The sequence below is a fragment of the Ensifer adhaerens genome, from assembly GCF_028993555.1.
In the GTDB taxonomy this organism is placed as follows: domain Bacteria; phylum Pseudomonadota; class Alphaproteobacteria; order Rhizobiales; family Rhizobiaceae; genus Ensifer; species Ensifer adhaerens_I.
In genome coordinates this window covers 2645591-2665522 of record NZ_CP118611.1, presented here as the reverse complement: position 1 = coordinate 2665522, position 19932 = coordinate 2645591, and the positions used below count along the sequence as shown (strand labels likewise).

Here is a 19932-nt window from a genome sequence, read left to right as displayed (position 1 = left end):
TCGGCACCATGAAACACAACACGGCGCAGTCATTCTAAATTTTATAGATAATTTTCAGCCCGAAGCGCCAACACGCGGTAGCAATCGCAGCTCTTGACAAAATCCGGTCCAGCCGCTCAGTTTGACGCATTCACCAGGGGTGTCCCGGCAAGGGGCTGAGATTCTGCTATGCGGTTTCCGCGGCGCAGTGACCCGTTGAACCTGATCCAGTTCATACTGGCGTAGGGACGGTGCAGACATCGCTGCCGCATTCGCGTTCGCGCGAGCTACCCGGCAAGGCGTCCTTCCTTCCCTTCCGGGCTCGAATTGGGTCTCCAACAATGGAGCCTCGGCAATGCGTATCATCATCGCAACTTTGCTTCTTTCGGGCCGACTTTCGGCTCGCCACGGCTGGGCGCGATGACCTTGCGCGTCCTGATCAAAGGCGCCGGCGTCGTCGGGCTGACCTTGGCGCATGAGCTGATAGGCCACGGCGTCGAGGTGGTCATTGCCGAGCGGCAGCCGGGTTTTGGCGGAGCGGCCTCGTGGTTTGCCGGCGGCATGCTTGCGCCCTGGTGTGAACGCGAGAGCGCCGAGGAAACGGTGCTGACGCGCGGCATCGGCGCCATCGACTGGTGGGACCGCACGCTTCCGGGTGAAGTGTCGCGCAACGGCACGCTCGTCGTCGCCCCGCCGCGAGACGCCGGCGAACTCAAACGCTTCGCTTCGCGTACCTCCGGCTTTGAATGGCTCGATGGGGAAGCGATCGCGAGGTTGGAGCCGGCGCTTGCCGGGCGCTTCCGAGAAGCGTTGTTCTTCCCCGGCGAGGCGCATCTCGACCCTCGTCGAGCGATTGCCTTGCTGCGCCAAAAACTCGTCGAGCACGGCGCAACCTTCATCGACGAGGCGGATAGCAACGGCGACAGCGATCTGATCGCCGACTGTAGCGGCGCTTCGCGCATCGGCACCATCGCCGGTTTGCGCGGAGTGCGCGGCGAGATGCTCTATTTGCAGACCGGCGAAGTGGAATTGTCGCGGCCAGTCCGTCTCATCCATCCGCGCATCCCGCTCTACATCGTGCCGCGCGGCAACGGCCTCTTCATGTGCGGGGCGACCATGGTCGAAACCGACGACGGCGGCCCGATCACCGCCCGTTCGCTGATGGAATTGCTGAACGCCGCCTATGCGCTTCACCCTGCCTTCGGCGAGGCGCGGCTGCTTGAAACCGGGACCGGCGTCCGGCCGGCCTTTGCCAACAATCTGCCGCGCATCATTCGTGCTGGAAACACGATCACGCTCAACGGGCTCTACCGCCACGGCTTTCTGCTTTCGCCGGCCTTGGCCGAGGAGGCGGCGGGCATTGCCCTTGCCCGGAACCTGAAGGGAGACGCCGCATGAAATTGACCGTCAACGGCGAGGATCACGACCTCGCAGTCGCGACCCTTGCCGAGCTTCTAGCCGCACTCGACTTCGAAGGCGACTGGCTTGCCACCGCCGTCAATGGCGAGTTGGTGCACCGGGCCGACCGCTCGACCCATTCCCTCAACGATCGCGACCGGATCGAAATTCTCTCACCGATGAAAGGAGGCTGAGACATGCTGAGACTTTACGGACAGGAACTGCGCTCTCGCCTGCTTCTGGGCACCGCCCGTTACCCCTCGCCTGCCGCGCTTGAAGACGCGGTTCGTTCATCGGCAACCGAGATCGTCACGGTCTCGCTGCGTCGCGAAACTGCCGGCGGCCGTCAGGGCGGTGCCTTCTTCGAACTGATCCGGTCGCTCGGCGTGCACGTATTGCCGAACACCGCCGGCTGCCACTCGGTGTCGGAGGCGGTGCTGACGGCCAAGATGGCACGCGAGGTCTTCGGCACCAACTGGATCAAGCTCGAAGTCATCGGCCACCATGACACGCTTCAGCCCGACGTGTTCGGGCTGGTCGAGGCAGCACGCATTCTCTGCGCCGAAGGCTTCGAGGTCTTTCCCTATACGACCGACGATCTCGTGGTCGGCGAACGTCTCGTCGAAGCCGGGTGCAAGGTGCTGATGCCCTGGTGCGCGCCGATCGGCAGTGCCATGGGGCCGCAGAACATTCCCGCGTTGCGAGCCATGCGGGCGGAGTTTGCCGACATGCCACTGATCGTCGATGCCGGCATCGGCCGGCCGTCACACGCAACGACGGTGATGGAACTCGGTTTTGACGCGGTTCTGCTCAATACCGCCGTCGCCGGGGCGGCGAAGCCGGCCCTCATGGCCGCCGCCTTCGCTGGCGCAATCGATGCCGGACGTGACGCCTTTAAGGCCGGCATGCTCGAACCGCGCGACTTTGCCGTTCCCTCCACGCCCGTCATCGGAAAGGCGGTGTTCGCATGAAACTCGATCCCTTCTATCTCATCGTCGACAGTGCCCGATGGATCGAGCGGCTGGTACCGCTCGGCGTCAAACTGGTGCAGCTTCGCATCAAGGATCGTCCGGAAACAGAACTCCGCGACGAGATCCGCGCCGCCAAGGCGACCTGTGATCGTCATGGCTGCCAGCTCATCGTCAACGATTACTGGCGCCTTGCGATCGAGGAAGGCTGCGATTTCGTCCATCTCGGCCAGGAGGATCTCGCGGATGCGGATCTTGCCGCAATCCGCGCTTCCGGCCTGAAACTCGGCCTCAGCACCCACGACGAAGCAGAGCTGGAGACAGCCCTTTCCGCCAGCCCCGACTACGTCGCGCTCGGACCGATCTATCCGACGATCCTGAAGCAGATGAAATGGGATCCGCAAGGGTTGCCGCAGCTCGCTGCCTGGCGGAAACGCGTCGGAGCGTTGCCTCTCGTTGCGATCGGCGGCCTCAACATTGAGCGGATCGCCGGCGTCTTCGAACATGGCGCCGACAGCGCCGCCGTCGTCACCGATATCACCCTGAATGCCGATCCCGAGGGGCGGACGCGGGAGTGGATTGCGCGCACTGCGCCGTGGCGCTGATCGGGACGCGATCGTCGACGCTGCGGCTTTGTCTCAGGCAATCGCCAGTTCGGAGAGCCAGGCCGAACCCAAACCGTGCTTGTCGCAATAGGCGGTGAGCCGGTCGCGCGTTTTGCCCGGCCGGTCGAGACCGAGAAAACGGGACGCATTCCTCCAGAAGATGTTTTGCTGATGCTCATCACTGACGCTTGCCAGCGTCAGTTGCTCGGCAATCCTTGAGACATAGGCGTTGTAATCCTTCTCCAGCGCCATCATCGACCAGTCGGTCCCGAACATGAGATGGCGGGCGTCCGGGTCGTAGTCATCAAGCCATTTGTCCAGCAGTTGCCGGATCTGAGCGTGAAGATTCTTGTCGTCGCTGCTGACCAGTTCGCTGAGATAGCTCAGATCCGCAAACAGGTTCGGGCGGCGCTCGTGATCGATCGTCCTGCCAATGATCTCTTCCCAGGTCGGCGGCCCGGAAAACTTGTCCTGGGCACAGGAGACCATCACGCCCGTCGGCGCGCCCGGGCGTATGACTTCGTCGAAGGCACCGAAATGCGCCAGGTTGATCCGCAGCTCGTCATATTGGTTCGTGTCGAGCAGCTTCTTCCAATAGGCAGGGCTTGCCAGATTACCATAGCCGCAGCCGGCGCCGATGCTGTTTTCCGCATGGGCCATGATCGGCACGTCGTGGTCACGGCACCAGACATAAAGCCGCTTCAGCGCGGCATCGATCGCCGGGTCCGCATTGCCCCAGGCCTTGAAACCCATCGGCGGGTAGATCTTGACGCCGATGAAGCCCTTTTCCATGATCGCATATTGGACATTTGCCAGCGACGAACCCGGCCTCTGCGCTTCCCGATGCGGATCGAAGCCGACGAAGCTGTGCATGCGGATGCCGTGCTTCCTGGTGACGATCTGCTGGACCTCGTCCATGACATCGACCTGGTCGCGCTGTGGCGATGATGTCCCGTGGAGCGATTTATCGAAGTCCAGGATGCTCGGCGTAATCAGCGAGAGCCGGCATTTGGACGCGAAGATCTTGATATAGGCCTCCGCCAGATTCTCCCGATAGTCCTGCATCAGCCGGACGAAGGAAAGATAGGTGCCGATCTGGTCGTGCGCTTTTGCGGCTGTGGCGACGGTATCGACATCCGCTTCACTCACGCCGCCGCCCGAACGCCGCTGGAATGTCTGCGGCAGTTCGGGCGCTCCGCCGAGCTGGCGCAGCAAGCCGTCATAGTCAGGGGATTCGCCGACACTGCGCCGCGAAAACGTCGAGCGTTGCTCGCCTGCGCGCGCGATCAGATCCCTTACCGCGACGCGCAATTGCTCGTCCTTGCGCCGCGCGAGCTCGGCGTCGGAAAGGCGCCGCGCTCCTTTTTTCAGGACGGCGAGTTCATGCTTGGCTTTGGGCGCGACATCGCCAAGTGCTGTCACGAGAAAGACCACCAGGGCATTTTCCAGCCCCTTCGCCTCCGCAGCGTTCGAGGAGAGCCTTTTCTCCGGCATCTTCTCCCGCAACGCCACGTAGCGAACCAGTCCATCCACCGGCACATCGGCCGCGTTGAAGAAATGGCAATGGACGTCGATGATCGGGTGACTGAGGCTGCAGGCGCCCGGCGAAGGCAGATGCCGGCATCCGGAAAGCACATTTGCAAGCACGCCCGCCGAAACCAGCCGCAAGACATCGCGGCGCGTCACGGCGGCAACCGGACCAACCCAGTCGACCCCCATCGTCCCCTCCTGTTACGAGACCCCCTCGAACAATCGGGGAAACATTACTCCGTCCGAAAGCCTCGCGAAACAGCTATTTACTTGCCGTTACTGGTGTTCCGTAGATCAGCGCGAGTCGACTTTCAGTGAGACAGGAGGCGTGTTACTCTAAAATCTTGGGGAGAATTTTGCGTGGTTGGTGGCGCCGGCAAATATGAGTTCCAACGTTACCTGTCCGGAGCCCTTGTCCAATGGTCCTCCCCGGCAGCGACGGAATCGGCTGCCCCCGCACGGGAAGACTTCCTCGGCTCACTGCTATTCGCCGATATTTCCGGCTTCACGCGCCTGACCGCCAAATGGTCCGAAAGCGACCGCGCCGGCGGCGCCGAGCGTGTCAGCCTGCTTCTGAATGCCTTCATGGGCGAACTCATCAACCACATCGAGGAGCATGGCGGCACGGTCTTGAGCTTCGCCGGCGACAGCCTGATCGCCGGCTGGCGGGCGCCTTCACCTGAAGAACTCGAACAGACCGCCTGGCGCAGCTGTTACTGCGCCGAACGGATCCGTGAGCAAATCGGCGGGCCGGGCACCCCCGAAGATGCGCTTCAACTGCGCATCGCCGTCGGTGCGGGCGCCATAACGCTGCTGCATCTGCTGCCGCGCGTCGACCAGCGTTGGCTGATCGTCGGCGGCGACTGCATGGCCCAGGCCGATCATTGCGGACAACTGAGCGATGCCGGCGAAATTCTGGTCTCCGATGCCGTGTGGCAATTGGTCGGCAAGCGCGCCAAAGGAGGACCAAACCGGGAAGGGACCGCGCGCCTCGATAGCATCGAGCCCTGCTCGACCACGAAGGAAGCGCCCGGCACTCAGCCGGGCACCGCAACCGACCGGCTTGAGGCCTATTTGCCCCTTTCGCTGCGCAGCCGCCTACTTTCACCGCTTTCGGAATGGCTCGCAGACCTCAGAACCGTGACCGCGCTTTTCGTGCATATCGTCGGGCGCGATCTCGATACGGATCTTGACCGGCTGAACAAGCTCATAGCCCGGTCGATTGCCGTCGTTGGCCGCCCCGGCGGAGAGATCCTGCACACGGCGCTTCACTCGGGCGGGCTTGAGGTCTTCGCCGTCTTCGGCCTGCCCGGCAAGAAACATGCGGACAATGCGCGCCGGGCGATCATCGCTGCCCTGCGCCTGTCGAGCGAACTCGACGAACCGGACCTCGGTCTGTCGGCCGGCATCTCGACCGGCGAGAGTTTCTGCGGCGCGCTCGGCACGATCCATCGTGCCGACTATACTGTCGTCGGCGCTGCCGTGAACATGGCCTCCCGGCTGGCGAGCGTTGCGGCGGGCCGCATTCTCGTCGACCAGGCGACGGCGAAGGAGACTGCCGGCCATATCGCTTTTTCCGGTCCCTGGAAACTCGCGGTGCCCGGCATGCGCGGTGGCGTGGTCGCCTTCGCGCCGATTGCCGAAACGGTCGCGACGATCGACAACAAATCCCCCATTCTTTTCAACCGGGCCGCTGAACTGGCGGCACTCAACGCCTATGTCGAGCGCGCCGGCAGGGGGCAGGCCGCCGGCGTGATGATCGTCAAAGGCGAATCCGGCGTTGGCAAATCGGCGCTGCTTCGCGCCTTCGTCGAAAACTGCCGTGACAATGGCAGCCAGGTTCTGGTCGGTAATGCCGACGATATCGAAAGCGACGTGCCCTATTTTGCCTGGCGCGGCGTAATCCGCGACCTGCTCGGCATCGGCGACCTGCGTGGTGCCGAAGCCTCGGATCAGGTAGTGCAGTTCTTCGACCATCGACCGGACCTCGCACATCTGGCGCCACTGCTGAACGATGCCATCCACCTCACCTTGGCAGACACGGTCGAGACCCGGGCAATGTCAGGCGACGGGCGGTCCCACCGTCTGCGTGAATTGCTGCGCGACCTCATGGCTGACAGCCTTTCCTGGGGGCGTGGCCTCGTGGTGCTCGAGGACATCCACTGGCTGGACGAGGCATCCGGTCAGTTGCTCGGCCGCCTGGTTTCCGGAACGGCACCGATCCCGGTCGTTGTCTCAACCCGAACGGCCAGGACGCAACAGGACATGACGCGGTGGACCGGACAACACCACAATGGCGCCCAGACACTTGATCTCTTGCCGCTCGACTTCGAGGGCACGATTTCACTCGTGCGCGCGTCGATCGGCGGCAGTTCCCCGGCAGACGGTTTCTGCGAAGCGGTCTATGCCCAGTCGGCCGGAAACCCGCTGCTCATACGCGAAATCTGCCGTATGATCGGCGAACGGCGATTGCCGAAGGCTGCAGAAACCCAGGCACCGCTGTCGCTTGCCGAAACCCGTTCGAACGAAGCGACCTTGCTCAATACGGCAAAGGTCACCGTGATCGCACGAACCGACCAGCTTCCGGCCGAACTCCAGGCTCTCCTGAAGATCGCAAGCGCCATGGGCGCGACCTTTTCCGCCGCCGAACTCCAGGCGCTTCCGCCGATCAGGAAGTCCGCCTTGAATATCGAGGCAAGCATCGATCGGCTGCAGGCGGCCCACCTGGTCAAGCCCATGGACGACCGTCCAGGCCGCTTCACATTCAGCCATGCCGTCATCCGTCAGGCCATCTACGACAGCATGCTGTCGGAACAGCGCCGGGAGGCGCATCGCGCCATCGCCCAGGCGATGGAGGAAAGCAAACAACCCGACAACGCGGAAAACCTGCCGCGCATCCTGAGCCATTGGGAGCGCGCTGGAGATGCAGCGCTGGCGTTCAACTATCTGGATCGTGTCGCCGAGTTGCGTCTGCGCCAGTTCGACAATGCCGCAGTGGTCGACCTGATCGAGCGCTTTTTCAAGACTGCGCACGAGCTCTCGATCGCGATCACGCCTGCCCGACGGGCAGCCGCCTGTTTCCTGCTCGGGGAGGCTAGTCTCAATCTCGGCCGCGCCGAGGCTGCGAGGCATGCCTACGAAGAAGGCCTTCGGCTTTCCGGCCTGCCGCTTCCGCGCACATCGGCCGGCCTCGCGCTGCATCTCGTTCTCGACCTTGCCGAACAGGTGTGGCGTCGCGTGACCCATGGGGACAAGGACTGGATTCTGGAACGCGAGATCTCGCGGTCACCGTCCGACCCATTCCTTCTCGCCGCAAAGGCACATGAGGACCTGACGCGGATCTACTACTTCACCAGCGAGAAGCTGCGGTTGATCCATGCGACGCTTCGGGCGACGAACCTTGCCGAAAGAAACAAATATGTTTCGCCGACGACCGCCACCAACTACGCGAGCCTCGGCGCCATATGTGGCGTGATCCCACTTCACAAACAGGCCGAGCACTACAGCCGGCTGGCGGCCGCGCTTTCGGAGCGTGTGGATCAGCTGGGAACGCGCGTGCGCGTCGACCTTCTGTCGGGCATGTACCAAATCGGCATCGGCCATTGGCGTGAGGGCAAGCAGGCGTTCGAGGCCGGCCTCAACAATGCCTCGACCGTCGGCGACTTAAGGCGTTGGTGCGAAGTGGCAGTCGGCCTCGAGACGATTTCCGGTCCCTGGCTGCTGACCTCCGCTTTCGAGGGCATCGCCCCCTGGGAGATCCTGGTTCAGCGGATCTGCGAAGAGGGCCGCAGGCGCGGCGACACCCAGGTTCTTGGCTGCGGCCTGCTCGGCCGGCTCAGGGGCCATGCGGCGCTGGGCCGATGGGCCGCCATCGAAGCCGACCTCGATGAACTCAGGCAGATCATCACAGTAAAGGCCGACGGACTGGAACTCGTGCACTGTATCGAGGGCGCATCGCTTCTGGCGGAAGCCGCTCAACGGCAGGGCGACACGCGCGAAGCAAAAGCCTGGTTCGAGCGCGCACTCGCCTGGTGCCATACGCTCAACCCGGCGATGAAGACACGGACGCTTCCGGCACTTGCCCGGCTGTTTGACGTCGCGAGCAGCACGGAGGGCGGGGACCCGGCAGCTGCACAGCTCGTCCTGCGAAAGCTCGAGCGGTTCGCGCGCGTCTACCCGATCGGTCGCCCGGCTGCAGCGCTCGGCGAAGCGACCCTTCTCCTGCATCACGGCCAGCAGCGACGCGCCGAGCGGGTGGCGCGATACGCCTTCGCCGAGGCGATACAATTGGAGATGCCGGCCGTGGCGCTTGCCTCGCTGCACCACCCGGCAGGGCCGAAAGATGCCGCGGCGTGGCAGGCACTGGAAACGATGTTCGCTGTTCGCCAAAACACCTGGAGCGAGGTCCTCCAGCTCGATCCGGCCGAGTTTTCGACCCATGTCCCGATTGTTGCGTTCGAGGGAGGTCATGCATGAATCAGCTTCGAGTGCCTCGCGTCCTGATCGTGCTTGCCCATTTCGACGAAACCAGAAATCCGGAAGGTCGTCCCGATTTCATCCCGCAGGGTACCGGCCACCTGTTCCTGGCAGGCGCCTTTGCGCGCGATCGGGTAAGCCTCCGCGCCTACAGCGAATTTCACGACGGGCCGCTCGTCGACGAGGCGGCCTTCGCGGAACTCGACATGCTGGTGCTGACCGGCGTCACCGCCGCCTTCGACCGGATGCGCCACCTGACCGCCTATGCCCGCACGAAATCGCCTGGCTGCGTCATCGTCGCCGGCGGGCCGGTCGTCCGTAACCTGCCAGTTTCGAGCGCCGAAACCTTCGACTACGCCTGCGACGGCGACGTCGAGGAGATGCAGGCGGTCATCAAGGAGGTCTTTGGCGAATGGGCCGTCTCCGAGACGATCCTGCCGCGCTTCGACCTCGCCGGCTGGGGTGGCCCGGTCAGCTATGTCGAGACGAGCCGCTACTGCAACTTCAAATGCAGCTTCTGTGCGCTCACGGCCGAAAGCCGGCGCTATCTCAGCTATGACCTTGGCTATATTGAAGCGCAATTGCGCAATGTCCCGGCCAGGAAATACGTGCTGTTCATCGACAACAACTTCTACGGCAACAGCAGGGATGCCTTTTACGCCAAGCTCGAGCTGATCCGCTCGCTTTGGAAAGAGGGGCTGTTTCAGGGGTGGATTGCGCTCGTCACCGGAGATTTTTTTCGCGATCCCGACAATCTCGAAGCGGTGCGCGCGGCCGGCTGTCTCGGCCTCTTCAGTGGTGTCGAGACGCTGAACGAAGCGCAGTTGAAGCGCTACCAGAAGAAACAGAACCTCGTGGTGCCTCAATTGGAAGCCATTCAGACCTGCCTCGAAGCCGGCGTCGCCTTCCAGTACGGGCTAATGTTCGATCCGTCGTCGCAGACAATGCAGGCGATGCAGGACGAACTCGCTTTCATTACCGGCGAGAGCAGAATGCCGCTGCCAGCCTTTCTGAGCCTGACGATCCCGCTTTTGGGCACCCCCCTGTTTGACGAATGCGCCGCCGAGGGCCGGTTCCTTCCTTCCGCCAAACTGCGCGACATGGATGGCTTCACGCTCATGACCCGTCCGCTCGACAACCTTGACGATGTCGCCTTGTTTGCGCGCAAGCTCTCGCGTCTCGACGGCAACCGCACTCGCATCCTGCGCCATTGCCTGGGCTTCTACCGCAACTACCGCCGCTCGCTTTCGGGCCGGCAGATGGTCCATCTGCTGGCCAACAGCCTGCGCCTCGCGCTTCCCTCGGTCATGCATCGCCACGGTCTTCCGACGCGTTCGGGCAGCGACGACAATCTCACCTACGTCACGACCACCCAGCCACTCGGACCGCTCTACACGCCGGCCTTCCAGGTCGCCGAAGACTTCCGCTCGCATTTTGCGCCAACGATGATCACCGACGCCTCCGGTGCGCTTGACGAGACCATTGGTCGCAATCTCGAATTTCGGACCAGCCAGCGGCAACGAACGAGCCTCGGCGCCGAATATAGCTCTGGTTGAAAGCGTGCCCGTGCCTGCGTCAATCTGCCCCCTGATTGCAACCTCCAGTGCATGAAGTTGGGTCGGCTTGGTAAGATTGGATTCAAACTTTTTGGGTAAGCTTCCGTTAGCTATTTCACACCTGTCGGCCGGCGACTGCCGTCGACCTTGTTTTGCGTACGGGTGCCCATGCGTCTTTCAGCTGCGACCGCAATCATCTTTGCCGGCCTTGTTTCTGGCTGCTCTTCCAGTTCGAGCCTGGACACGATCGCACCGCGGCCCTCGCGCGAAACGACCAGTTCCGTCGTGCTTTCGGCCGCGCCGGTACCCGCCGCCAATGTCGGCGCAAAGGTCGCGCAGGCAACGCCGTCGCAGAACGTCCAATCCGCACCGCCGCAGGAAATGCTCGCCTGGGCCGGACCGGTTCCGGAACCGGAAGCCTTCGCCCCCGCGGCCAATACCACGACGACAACGACGACGCTCGCCACGCCCGTTCCGGGCGCGCGCCCGGTCGCCTTCGTCGCGCCGGACAATCCGGTGACTCAGGCGATGCCGCAGGGGCGTTCGCGGATCTACGGTCACCGTTTCCGCGACGCCAAGCCGATCAACTTCGGCCGCGCCAAAAATCCACGCAAGATGGCCGTTCACGGCGTCGATGTCTCACGCTGGCAGGGCGAGATCGACTGGGCGAAGCTGCGCACTCAAGGGGCCAACTTCGCATTCATCAAGGCGACGGACGGCGGCGACCACCTCGACCCGATGTTCAAGAAGAACTGGCGCGCCGCCAAGGCGGCCGGGATGCGCCGCGGTGCCTATCACTTCTTCTACTGGTGCCGCACCGCCGGCGAGCAGGCCGACTGGTTCATCCGCAACGTTCCGCGCGAGCCCGGCGCGCTGCCGCCTGTCATCGACGTCGAATACAACGGCGAATCCAGCTGCAAGCGGCGCCTGTCGCCCGAACGCGTGCGCGAGAAGATGCAGGTCTTCATGGACAAGCTCGAGGCGCATTACGGCCAGCGCCCGATCATCTACACCGCCCCGGACTTTTACGCAGACAACCTGCAAGGCGCGTTCAAGCAGTATCCGTTCTGGCTGCGCGCAGTCGCCCAGCACCCGTCCATCGTCTACCCGAACCGCAAGTGGCTGTTCTGGCAGTATTCGGGCTCGGGCCTGTCGCAAGGCGTCGATGGCAAGATCGACCTCAACGTCTTCCATGGCAGCGAAGACGACTGGCACGACTGGTTGGAAGCGCGGGCGAGTTGAGGCTTGGCCACACCCTACAGCGCCGCGCGTCTTACTAGACGCGAAAGGTCGCTGTAGCACTTTGATTTACCGCATATCTTTGTCCTCAAATCGAGTTCGATTTAAGGACAAAGATATGTAGTTGCACCATGAGGTCACGATAGTCAGCCCCGGCAACTGCGACGTTAGCGCCTCTCCTCGCGTGTCAGGAAGAAGAGCGTGCCGCCAAGTTCGGAGATGACGATCTGCTTGATATCCCAGACGAGGATGGAAACCGGTCGCGTCAACCCACTGACCACCGTCTCCCGGCGGCCCGTCACGTTGTCGAACCGCAGCAGCCGACCGCTTCCTGACCGGAACCCTTGCTGCTGGTCGTATAGGCCGTGTTCAAGGATGAGCATCTTTCCATCTTCGTCGAAGGCAATGGCGACCGGTGCATTCAGGCCTTTGACGTCGTGCCGCGGCTCCGTGCCCTCGCCTTTCTCGGGAATTGAAACGACCTTTCCGGCACCGGCGAGGAAGGGAAAGCCGCCGAACAGCGCGACATAGAGGCGCCCCGCGCGAAGCGCGATACCGGTCGGCACGGCGTCGACCTCATAGCTGTCTTCACCCTTGAACTCCGTCGGCGAGAGCGTCTTGAGCGCGGTCGCCTGTTGCCGCAGGCGACGGAAGCTCATGATCGTCTGCTTGCGGCCATCGACCCCAAGACGCTCGACGCTGTTGCGCGCCGAGTCGACGACGTAATAGGTATCCTTGCCGGCGACAAGGTCGAACGGGTTCCAGAAATCGGCGCTGATGACGTGGAGTCCGCCGGCACTGTCGATCGCGATGAGCCCGTGGTCATAGGGTCCCTCATCGCCGTTTACCGGCGTCCAGCCTTGGGCGACGATCAGTTTGTCACCGACGCGAAATACGCGATAGGGACCGGTCGGATCGCCGATCACATCGAGCCCATGGGGAAAGACCGGACCGAACGTATCGAAATCGCCGCCCGGCGTACCGCGATAGAGCCGGCCGCTCGCCAGATCGGTAACGAGAAGAGCCTCGCCGTCGCGGGAAAGGCCGCCGAAGGCAGCACCGGCCTTGCTGAAGCTTTTAAGCCGGTAACCCGGCGCGACCGTCGGCTCGGCAGCGGCACCTGCTACCAGAAGCAAGAAAGCGACGAGGATCGTCATCTGCCGGAACGGACGCATCGAAAACCGCCATTGGCCGAGAACCGGAAATCCGGATCATAAGCCAAACGATAGGTTGTGGTAAGATGTGCGGGATCGCTGTTCCAGGACCCGCCGCGCAGTACGCGATACGATTTGACGCCGCTGATCGCGGCCTTGGCGGCATAGGGTGCATAAAGATCGTTCGTCCATTCCCAGACATTGCCGACGAGGTTGAGTACTCCTTCGCCGCTTTCGCCGTCGGCAAAGGACACGGCGGGCGCGGTCATCGGATAACCGTCGCCCGCATCGCCCGAGCAGCAAATCGCCGCGCCGGCATTGACGCGGCGACCATCCGCAGGCGTGGTGCCCCAAGGAAACGCCTGCCCCTCGGTCCCGCGTGCCGCCCTCTCGTATTGCTGCTCCGAAGGGAGAGTGAGGCCATAGTGGTGGCAAAAGGCATCGCCATCCGCCCAGCCTACGCCGACCACCGGATGGTCGTCCAATCCGAGAAGCGGGTGACCGGCATAGAAGGCGGGACGATGGCCGGTCGCTTCGACGAAGGCTTGATATTGCCGATTGGTGATTTCGGTGCGGTTGATGGCGAAAGCGCGGCCCTGCACCAGGTGGCGCGGACGTTCGTTGTCCGGGCCATCGTCGCGGCCGAACACGAAAGTGCCGGCGGGTATGTCTACGAGCGGATTGCCGGCGATTGGGCCGTCATCGGCGGTGGCCGCCCCCGCCGCAAGCGTGAGCGTGGTCGCCACAGCCACCACCCGGAGATTAGAGGTCGACACGACGCTGAGACTCGCCATCGAACAGAAACACCCGGTCGACCGCGACCTTGATGCCGATCGGCTGGTCGATCTGGCCGGCGAAATTCTTGTCTGCCCGTAGGGTCAGTAATTGGGCACCGAGCCGCAGGCTAACAAGCGTGTTCTCACCGGTGAGTTCGACCGAATAGATTGGGGCCACCAGATTGGCATCTCCGTCTTCGGCTCCCGTCGCATGGATGTCCTCCGGGCGAACGCCGAGGACGGCGCGGGGAACACTCGCCTGGCCAAGTCCGCCGACCTTCAGCCCAGCGCTCGTGAAGATGCCGTCCCGCGCCTCTCCCGGAATGTGGTTCATCGGCGGCGAGCCGATGAAGCCGGCGACGAAGAGCGTACGCGGATCGCTGTAGATTTCCCGCGGCGTTCCCAGCTGCTCGATCACCCCCTTGTTCATGACCGCCACCCGGTGTGCCAGGGTCATCGCCTCGATCTGGTCGTGCGTGACGTAGATCGTCGTGACCTGCAGCTCGTGCTGGAGATGTTTCAGCTCCGAGCGCATCTGGGTACGCAGCTTCGCGTCGAGATTGGAGAGCGGCTCGTCCATGAGAAAAACGCGCGGCGTGCGCACAATCGCGCGGGCAAGCGCGACGCGCTGGCGCTGGCCGCCCGAAAGCTCTTTTGGCAGGCGCGACAACATGGTCTCGAGTTCCACCCGACGCGCGACTTCGGCGATGCGCCGTTTGCTTTCCTCGGGTGGCACTTTGCGGATCTTGAGAGGGTAGCCGATGTTCTGCTCGACGGTCAGGTGCGGGTAGAGCGCATAGGACTGGAAAACCATCGCGACGTCGCGATATTTCGGCAGGACGCCATTAATGCGTTCCGCATCGATGTAGATATCGCCGGATGTCGCCTCCTCAAGACCGGCAACCATGCGCATCGTCGTGGTCTTGCCGCAGCCGGAAGGGCCGAGGAGGACCAGGAATTCCTTGTCCCGAACCTCCAGATTGAAGTCGGCCACCGCGACGAATTCGCCGAATTTCTTGGAGACATTGGTGAACGTGACGGACGCCATGGCCTCACCCCTTGACCGCCCCGAGAGACAACCCCCGGACCAGATGCTTCTGAACGATGAAAGCGAAGATGACGATCGGCACGCAGGCCATGAACCCGGCGGCGCTGATTTCCCCCCAATAGGTCTTGTACTGCGTCACCCGCCCGGCGATGCCGATCGGCAGCGTCTGCGACTGCTCAGTGAGCGTGATGATCAGGGACAGCAGGAACTCGTTCCAGGAGATGATCAGGCAGAAGATGGCCGTGGCCGCAAGCCCTGGACGCGCGAGCGGCAAAGCGACATGCAGGAATGCGCCCCAGCGTGTGTCACCGTCGACGATCGCGGCTTCTTCCAGTTCGACCGGCAAGTCCTGGAAATAGCTCTTCATCATCCAGGTGGCGAAGGGCAGGTTGAAGGCGGTGTAGGCGATGATGAGCGCCGACTTGGTGTTAAGCATGTCGAAGTAGTTGAAGAACAGGTAGAGCGGGATGATGCTGACGATCGGCGGCATCATCCGCGTCGACAGTATCCAGAACGAGATCTGCTTGCGCCATTGCCAGGGATAGCTGAACCGCGCCAAGGCATAGCCAGCCATCGCGCCGAAGCCGACGGAAATGATCGTGGTTCCGACCGCGACGAGCAAGCTGTTCAGTGCGTAGCGCAGGAACGGACGCTGGATGAACGCTTCGTCGTAGTGCTTCAAGGTCGGGTTGCGTGGCAGCCATTCGGGCGGCACGGCGAAGATGTCGATGTCGAACTTGAACGAATTCGCCGCGATCCAATAGACGGGAAACAGCGTCAGGATCAGCGCGACGAGGATCGTCAGATAGGCGGACAGGCGGAGAAGCATTTCCCGGCCACGGCTGCGTGTTCTTATCGTCGCCATCGTCGCCTCACTCCGCCAGTCGCATGCGCTTCATGAACCAGGTGCTCAGCAAGATCGTCACGAACAGCACAAAGAGAGAAATCGCCGCCGCGTAGCCGGGATCGGCGAAGCGGTAGGCGACCTGGTAGATATAGAGGCTCAGGACCTTGGTGCGATCGGCCGGACCTCCCCCGGTCAGGATGAAGACGAGATCGAAAAGGCGCAGCGCATCCATGACGCGCAGCAGCAAGGCAATGGCGATCACCGGTTTGAGGAACGGCAGCGTGAGGTCCCAGAACTGCCGCCAGGACGACGCGCCATCGAGCGCGGCCGCTTCGTAGGGCTCGACCGGGAGACTTGCCAGCCCCGCCAGCATCAGAAGGAATATGAATGGCGTCCACTGCCAGACGTCGGCGACGATGATGGAAAACATCGCGAGATTCACGTCGCCCGCCCAGGCCTGCAATGGAAGACCGAGACGGAACATGATCTCGTTCAGTACGCCAAACTGTGGCTCGTAGATGATCTTCCAGGTAATCGCGACGGCGATCGGCGGCAGCATCATCGGGATCATCAGCACGGTTTTGAGAAAGGTCAGCCGGCGGATGAACTTGTCGAGCAGCAGCGCCAGGCCCAGTCCGAGCAGGAATTCAAACGTCACCGCCACGATCGTGAACACCACGGTGTTGCGCAGTGCGACGTGAAACTGTGCGTCGGTCAACAGCCGCGCGAAATTGCCAGCGCCGACGAATTCCCAGGGCAGGTCGGGATTGGGGCTGATCCTGTGAACCGCCGCATAAAACATGTAGAAGCTGGGGAAGATCGTCAGTGCCAGAAGGATGAGCATCGTCGGTGCAAGCATCAGGTAGCGCAAGTGACGCTCAGTCCAATGCTCGAGCGCGCCACCCAGTCTGAGCGACGCCGTCGGCATGCCTTTGTCGGGCCTCAACATTGGCTCCTCCCGCAGGCGCTACTGCATGTATCCGTACCCGTTTTGAGGATACAAACATGCGCGATTCAACGTGCTACGGCGACTGTTGCGCGCCTGATAAGACGTGCGGCGCTTTCGCTGTACTGACCTCGGATGCGACCCCACCGGTTGGATCCGGTGCGGCCGCAAGGGCAGAGCCTGTGGCCCCACCGATACATGCGTCCGGCTATTTAAGGCCGGTGATTTCTTCGACCGCTGTCTGTGAGTTCTTCAGCGCTTCCTCAGGCGTGATCGTGCCCGCGACCACCTTGGAAAGCTCGATCCCGAAGGCATTTTCGATCTCCGGCCACTTCGGATGGCGCGGCCGTGGCGTCGAAGCCTGGATCGCCTCCATCAGCACCGGGTAATGGCGGAATTTCTCCTGCTTGGTCAGTTCAGGATCGGTAAAGACCGAGGTCCGCACCGGTGGGTTGCCGCGCTCGGCGGAGATCTTGATCTGCTCGGGTGAGGTCGCCCACAGCATGAAGTCGAAGGCTTCCTGCTTGTTCTTGGACGCTGACATGATGCCCATGGTCCAATGGCCGATTTCGGAACTGCCCGGTTTCGTGCCCGCCGGGATCGGGCTGTAGGATATCTTGCCGACCATTTTCGATTGGCTCGGATCCTCAAAGGTCGCAACCCAGTTCGGCCAGTTGATTGACGAGGCGGCGGTGCCGGCGGCAAGCGCAGTGCCGACCTCGTTGGCGTTGTAGCTCTCGATCCCCTTCGGAGAAACGTCGCGGAGCGCCATGAAGGTCTTCATCGCGGCCGCGCCTTCCGGCGTATCGATCGTCACCTTCGTGCGATCCTCATTGAACATATTGGCGCCGTAGGACCAGAAGATCGGCATGAAGTCGGCAACGACCGGGTTACCCTGACCGCCGCGGAAGACGTAGCCGAAGTAGCGGCCGCCGCCGTCCTTGGTCAGGGTCTGGCTCGCCTTCAAGACGTCATCCCAGGTCTTGGGAGCGTCTACACCAGCTTCCTTGTACTTGGCGGCGTCATAGAAGAACATCTGGGCGTTCCCCACATAGGGCAGGCAAACATAGGGACCGGTATTGTAAGGGTTGCGGCAGATCGCCAGCGACTTCGACAGGAAATCGGTGTCCGGCCCCTCCAAGCCGGCCTTCTTGAAGAACGGCGTCAGGTCCTCCAAATGCCCGTTCTCGGCGAAAAACGGAATCCACGGATCATCCATCAGGATGATGTCGAATACGCCGGATTTGGTTGCCCCCGCATTGGCGCCTTGCTCGAACACATTGGCATAAGGCGCCTGCACGATCTCCACCTTCGTGCCCTTCATCTTCGAGTAGTCGGCGGCGGCAGCCCTAAGGCCGTCACCCTCGCTGCTCGATGGCACAAGGACCGTGAAATCGGCCCATGCGGCCCCGTTGATCGCAAGCGCGGACGCCGCGGCAGCCAAAACGAGAAACAGTTTGCGAACCATTGTACACCTCCCAATCCGAGTTGCTGGTCAAAGGCCACGTCGCACAGGGGCCCGGCCTTGCCCGGCATGGTGGAGACGCTGCCTCGACATCCACAAACGATTGAACAGCAAGATGAAATGGAGGCCGGCATCTCCTTAGCCGGCTGTTACTCCCGCGATGAGTTTATCACATCAAAAGCCTTATTCAGAGAGGTTGCATTAGTATTTACTGTTATTTGAGATTGCGTGAGCGCCAATTCGACAAGGCGCTGATACGCCCATCCGTGGTGCCCCGCCTGATGCGATCCAGGAACCGCTGGTATCCTGGATGCGCGCGCAGCAGGCTCCGTCCGAGGCCCGAGAGAAAATCGACGTCTTTCGCCTCCAGGCTCAGCCGGTTGTGCAGCCCGAGGATCCGGTGTGCCAGCGCCGGGTCGGCTATGTCCGACAGCGCCAGCCTGACGATGCCGATATCGAGATCGCCGCAGCCCCGCTTCGCGCTGTCGAGACTGCACCGCCACTGCACGAACCTGTCCCGCCAGCTCGGCAGATGGTCGCGCAAGGCGTCATAGCTCTGAAGATTGGGGATGTTGATCATCGCGTCGATCGCCGCGACGATCGCATCCGGCGCCTTGGGGCTGCGGGCGGTTTTCGACAACTCCCCTCCGATCCGGGTAGACGCATCGACGACGATGACCATTACGTGCCTGAGGTTGAGGGCCCGCTCCGGCGGAATGGGTTCAGGTGCCGCGCGCCCCATCAGGTGGAGCAGGCTTTGCGTTCCGACGCCGTCGACCAGACCGCCGTCATAGAGCTTGAGATAGTTGAGGTCGCTCGCCGTTTCGTAGCGCCTGAGTGAATCGGCGTATTCACGCGCGACGAGCGAACTCCGCTGCCTCGACCGCGCCTCTTGTGTGCTCGCCTCCGGCAAAACCTCGCAGCCCGTCCGGAAGTTCCGCAATGTCAGCGGCGCGAAAACGACCGGCACCGCCGCCGAGGCCGCAACGGCATAGGCGAGCGGATAGTCGTCATAGTTGCTGCAAATCGCGGTGAAGGAACTACGATCGAAAATGAATGGCGCGCGATTGTAAAGGTCGGTCGCGTGGATCACCAGGCGCGGATGACCCGGGCGTGTGACTGTACCGAGGGTTGCGCCTTTGAACAGGTTCGCGTCGAGCCAGGCGGGGAAGCCGGACAGATCGTTCACCCCGCCCCGATAACCGCGCAGGATATTGGGCGGCGAAAAAGACATCCGAAGCGATGCCTCGACGTCGCGCCCGAGAAACTGCTCGCGGAAATCGCCAAGGCCCTCCCGGCCGTAAAGGGCGAAGTAGGACGCGAGCACAGCCCCGCCGGAAACGCCGGCGACAACGGCGACATCATCCGCGAGACGGCGTCCCCTCCCTCCCGGTGATGGCTCCTCCGCCAGGGCCGACAACACGCCGTAGCCGAAGGCCGCAGAGCGAGCCCCGCCTCCGGAGAAGGCAAGGATGATGGCGGTTTCGCCGGAATCGAGTGTCCGCTGCTGCGGTGGCACGGCTCCGGTTGTCAATTCGAGGCGCCTGTTTGTGGGTGTCGCATCCGGGCCGACGCAACCGGCCGCAACAAGCGTGAGTGCCAGCGCTGCGTGTCGCACGAGCGCTCTTGTGGGCACAATCACAACCTGCCACACGGTGTAGCGGCGAATAGCCCCTTCTCCGTTCTCGTTGGTTGAGTGCCGCATTCGATTGCTGACCTTCATGCGTCCTGATCCGGTTGGCTTGCCCGCGAGAACTGATGTTCACGAGCAATTGCCGCCCAGCCTAAGGATCAACATTGAGACAGCATGTCATGGGCGGCGTTCGCAACGAATGATTGTGCGGTGGCCGCGATCGGGATTAGTTTGTGGCAGGATGACAGGTTCCCTCAATGAAGCAGCGCTAGGGTCGCGCGCGTAGGCACATGGCACGGGGTAAATCGCATT

The 19932-nt window shown here is 62.6% G+C and carries 15 protein-coding genes and 1 riboswitch; of the genes, 7 read left to right on the top strand and 8 right to left on the bottom strand.

From position 1 onward, the window contains the following. Nucleotides 1-125: 125 nt before the first annotated feature. Nucleotides 126-246: riboswitch (TPP riboswitch) on the top strand. Between the two features lie 159 nt (nucleotides 247-405). From thiO to PWG15_RS32170, 4 genes are read left to right on the top strand one after another with little or no spacing between them, the layout of a single operon-like run. Continuing rightward, complete coding sequence (gene thiO / locus PWG15_RS32185) at nucleotides 406-1377, top strand: glycine oxidase ThiO (RefSeq protein ID WP_275027290.1); 972 nt, start codon at nucleotides 406-408, stop codon at nucleotides 1375-1377. Next, entirely contained in the window at nucleotides 1374-1571 is a 198-nt protein-coding gene (gene thiS, locus PWG15_RS32180) for a sulfur carrier protein ThiS (RefSeq protein WP_275025684.1), read from the top strand. Before thiO ends, thiS begins: the two co-directional genes overlap by 4 nt. Before the next feature lie 3 nt (nucleotides 1572-1574). After that, a complete protein-coding gene (locus PWG15_RS32175; protein ID WP_275025683.1) occupies nucleotides 1575-2348 on the top strand; it encodes a thiazole synthase in 774 nt (257 codons plus the stop codon). Continuing rightward, nucleotides 2345-2950 carry a thiamine phosphate synthase gene (locus PWG15_RS32170; protein WP_275025682.1) on the top strand — a complete coding sequence of 202 codons (606 nt, stop codon included), beginning with the start codon at nucleotides 2345-2347 and terminating at the stop codon, nucleotides 2948-2950. Before PWG15_RS32175 ends, PWG15_RS32170 begins: the two co-directional genes overlap by 4 nt. A 33-nt stretch (nucleotides 2951-2983) precedes the next feature. On the opposite strand, the gene PWG15_RS32165 is transcribed toward PWG15_RS32170, so the two are convergent. Then, nucleotides 2984-4669 carry an amidohydrolase family protein gene (locus PWG15_RS32165; protein ID WP_275025681.1) on the bottom strand — a complete coding sequence of 562 codons (1686 nt, stop codon included), beginning with the start codon at nucleotides 4667-4669 and terminating at the stop codon, nucleotides 2984-2986. A gap of 171 nt (nucleotides 4670-4840) precedes the next feature. Here PWG15_RS32165 and PWG15_RS32160 point away from each other — a divergent pair, with 171 nt between their 5' ends. The 3 genes from PWG15_RS32160 to PWG15_RS32150 all read left to right on the top strand — a co-directional run bounded on the left by PWG15_RS32160 (nucleotide 4841) and on the right by PWG15_RS32150 (nucleotide 11754). After that, entirely contained in the window at nucleotides 4841-8956 is a 4116-nt protein-coding gene (locus PWG15_RS32160) for an AAA family ATPase (protein ID WP_275025680.1), read from the top strand. Continuing rightward, nucleotides 8953-10512 (top strand): B12-binding domain-containing radical SAM protein, encoded by a 1560-nt coding sequence (locus PWG15_RS32155; RefSeq protein ID WP_275025679.1) that lies wholly within the window; start codon nucleotides 8953-8955, stop codon nucleotides 10510-10512. The genes PWG15_RS32160 and PWG15_RS32155 overlap by 4 nt, the downstream gene beginning before the upstream one ends. 168 nt (nucleotides 10513-10680) lie before the next feature. Then, nucleotides 10681-11754 (top strand): glycoside hydrolase family 25 protein, encoded by a 1074-nt coding sequence (locus PWG15_RS32150; protein WP_275025678.1) that lies wholly within the window; start codon nucleotides 10681-10683, stop codon nucleotides 11752-11754. 164 nt (nucleotides 11755-11918) lie between these two features. Here PWG15_RS32150 and PWG15_RS32145 read toward each other — a convergent pair whose 3' ends face one another. The 7 genes from PWG15_RS32145 to PWG15_RS32115 all read right to left on the bottom strand — a co-directional run bounded on the left by PWG15_RS32145 (nucleotide 11919) and on the right by PWG15_RS32115 (nucleotide 19692). Next, the gene (locus tag PWG15_RS32145; RefSeq protein ID WP_275025676.1) at nucleotides 11919-12926 is read right to left on the bottom strand and encodes a ScyD/ScyE family protein; all 1008 of its coding nucleotides are present in this window, start codon (nucleotides 12924-12926) and stop codon (nucleotides 11919-11921) included. Continuing rightward, nucleotides 12905-13699, bottom strand: a complete 795-nt coding sequence (locus PWG15_RS32140) for a formylglycine-generating enzyme family protein (protein WP_275025675.1) — start codon at nucleotides 13697-13699, stop codon at nucleotides 12905-12907. The genes PWG15_RS32145 and PWG15_RS32140 overlap by 22 nt, the downstream gene beginning before the upstream one ends. After that, complete coding sequence (locus tag PWG15_RS32135; protein ID WP_275025674.1) at nucleotides 13668-14729, bottom strand: ABC transporter ATP-binding protein; 1062 nt, start codon at nucleotides 14727-14729, stop codon at nucleotides 13668-13670. Before PWG15_RS32135 ends, PWG15_RS32140 begins: the two co-directional genes overlap by 32 nt. A gap of 4 nt (nucleotides 14730-14733) precedes the next feature. Continuing rightward, nucleotides 14734-15594: a carbohydrate ABC transporter permease gene (locus PWG15_RS32130; protein ID WP_275025672.1), complete on the bottom strand. Its 861-nt coding sequence runs from the start codon at nucleotides 15592-15594 to the stop codon at nucleotides 14734-14736. A gap of 7 nt (nucleotides 15595-15601) precedes the next feature. Then, entirely contained in the window at nucleotides 15602-16525 is a 924-nt protein-coding gene (locus tag PWG15_RS32125; protein ID WP_275025670.1) for a carbohydrate ABC transporter permease, read from the bottom strand. Between the two features lie 205 nt (nucleotides 16526-16730). Then, nucleotides 16731-17990: an ABC transporter substrate-binding protein gene (locus PWG15_RS32120; protein ID WP_275025669.1), complete on the bottom strand. Its 1260-nt coding sequence runs from the start codon at nucleotides 17988-17990 to the stop codon at nucleotides 16731-16733. A gap of 211 nt (nucleotides 17991-18201) precedes the next feature. Continuing rightward, entirely contained in the window at nucleotides 18202-19692 is a 1491-nt protein-coding gene (locus PWG15_RS32115; protein WP_275025668.1) for a patatin-like phospholipase family protein, read from the bottom strand. Nucleotides 19693-19932: the final 240 nt, after the last annotated feature.